The organism is Leucobacter japonicus (genome assembly GCF_001273855.1).
Taxonomy (GTDB): domain Bacteria; phylum Actinomycetota; class Actinomycetes; order Actinomycetales; family Microbacteriaceae; genus Leucobacter; species Leucobacter japonicus.
This window is the reverse complement of the sequence record NZ_JHBX01000086.1, coordinates 1-445: the sequence shown is the minus strand read 5'-3', so window position 1 is coordinate 445 and position 445 is coordinate 1. Positions and strand designations below refer to the sequence as shown.

Annotated in this window: 1 protein-coding gene; it reads right to left on the bottom strand. The window is 70.1% G+C overall.

The window, feature by feature from the left end; translation table 11 throughout:
• A partial coding sequence (locus AMS67_RS04480; RefSeq protein WP_156316539.1) for an aldehyde dehydrogenase family protein occupies positions 1 to 445 on the bottom strand: 445 nt, incomplete at both ends.

The following is a 445-nucleotide window of genomic DNA, read 5'->3' as shown; positions in this document are numbered from 1 at the left end:
GAGTGGGCTTTGACGATGAGGGGGCAGCCGGCGGCGAGGATGGCGGCGGAGTCGCCGCCCATGACGGAGAACGCGAAGGGGAAGTTGGAGGCGGAGAAGTTGATGACGGGGCCGAGGGGGATGTGGGTGCGGCGGATGTCGGGGCGTGCGCCGAGGGCGAAGTCGGGGTCGGCGTGGTCGATGCGTGCGTCGAGGTAGCCGCCGTCGACGATGGTGTCGGCGAAGAGGCGGAGTTGGACGGCGGTGCGGGTGACTTCGCCGTTGAGGCGTGCTTCGGTGAGTCCGGTTTCGCGGAGGGCGATCTGCACGAGGGCGGGTTTTGCGTGTTCGAGTGCGTCGGCGATGGTGACGAGTGCGCGGGCGCGGTGTTCGGCGGTGGTGGCGGCGAGTTGGGGTGCTGCGGCTGTGGCTCGGGCGACGACGGCTTCGAGTTCGGGGGAGAGCG